The 1,484-nt window shown below is 47.2% G+C and carries 2 protein-coding genes; both read left to right on the plus strand.

Annotated elements, in window-relative coordinates:
* A partial coding sequence (locus ABMC88_RS18450; protein ID WP_349578358.1) for an RHS repeat-associated core domain-containing protein occupies positions 1-856 on the plus strand: 856 nt, incomplete at its 5' end.
* A 2-nt stretch (positions 857-858) separates the two neighbouring features.
* The gene (locus ABMC88_RS18455) at positions 859-1,287 is read left to right on the plus strand and encodes a hypothetical protein (RefSeq protein WP_349578359.1); all 429 of its coding nucleotides are present in this window, start codon (positions 859-861) and stop codon (positions 1,285-1,287) included.
* The last annotated feature ends 197 nt before the right edge of the window (positions 1,288-1,484 follow it).

The raw sequence follows: 1,484 nt of genomic DNA on the forward strand, positions 1-1,484 counted from the left end.
GTATGCTTTTGATGCTGCCACCAACACCACAACCTTGCTGCGTGAATACGTCTGGCTGGAAGGTGTGCCCGTGGCGATGGTCGATGGCGCGACAAACGAAGTCTTCCTCATCCGCACTGATCACATCGGCCGCCCGATCTTTGCCACCGACACCTCCGGCGTAAAGGTCTGGGAAGCAAGCTACCTCCCCTTCGGCGGCGTACACGTCTCAACCGGTGCCACCTCCGACCTGCGCTTCCCCGGTCAATGGTTCCAATCTGAGTCAGGCCTGCACCAAAACTGGATGCGCGAGTATGACCCAACAACAGGAAGATACATCCAGGCCGACCCGCTCGGGCTGGTCGATGGGGCCAGTGTGTACGGGTATGCACTCCAGAACCCAGGACGGTATACCGATCCAACTGGGGAGTTTATTCCAATTATTATCGCTGCGGCCTCTGGTTTCTCAGCGGGCTATTTTGGCTTTCAAACAGGTCACGAACTTGGTCAAATGATATTTGGTGATCAGTGCGTCTCGCCTGAAGATATGTTGAACTTTCTTCCAACTATTGTACCGGGTGGATCTGTTGCAAAAAATCTTGCGAAAAATTTAAGAAATAATCCAAAAGGACTTGGAAATCCGTTTAAAAATAAGACCGCAGAGCAAATTGATACTATGTTTAAGAAAAAAGGTTTCGACACTAGCGGGGATGCATTCAATGGGAATGGCGCATACGTAAACCCAAGGAATAAACGATCCTACCATATAGATCGAAAGGAATGGGGGAGTCACCGTGAACCCAACCATATAGATGTAAATAGATTGAGGCCCTACAAAGGGTCACTATCCAAAAAGAAGTTGCCATTTAAGGAGTAGCTATGCCGATAGAAAGTCTAATATTACTCTTTCAAAAATTTCTTTTAGCCTCTTGGCCACAACTGGCTCTAATTATGAACGACCATGATTGGGATGATGATCCTTACTTTATTGACTATTGGATCCAAGCAAACTGGGAACTCTTGGTCGAGCATCAGCTTCTTGATGACGTGATTTTACCTGCATACGGCTATGACGTTGATCCCAACGCTAGATATAAGAAAAAAGGGAGTGCTCCAACCCATTATATCGCTTGTAAGCCCAACAGCACCAAAGATGCTCTAGTTTTCGTTTGCTTTGCTGCTAAAAACGGCTGTGATATTTCGTTGGCACCTCCATTTGATATTGTTCGTGTTAGGTGTGAAAAAACATTGGAACTAAGCTATATGCCTTTAGAGTCAGTTAAGTTCTTTTTGGTCAAATTTGCTTAGTGGAGGGTAAGTTGTTGCCTGATGGCATCGACCACACTCGCCGACAGAAGGGTTTTGGATAAGCTCTATTCTTGGGGGCACTGGGCTATCCGCAGGACCATTGGTTGGTCGCAGCGTTGAAAATGCTGCGTATGGCTCTGGAATACAATTTGGTAGTCGCCACGCTGCGAGAGAGCGCGTATCTTTAGGCGCAGAAG

It is taken from the genome of Sulfitobacter aquimarinus, assembly GCF_040149565.1.
In the GTDB taxonomy this organism is placed as follows: Bacteria; Pseudomonadota; Alphaproteobacteria; order Rhodobacterales; family Rhodobacteraceae; genus Sulfitobacter; species Sulfitobacter aquimarinus.

Bases quoted from the DNA above. Each gene is read 5' to 3' on its own strand.
- ABMC88_RS18455 (WP_349578359.1), top strand. From the start codon at position 859: ATGCCGATAGAAAGTCTAATATTACTCTTTCAAAAATTTCTTTTAGCC.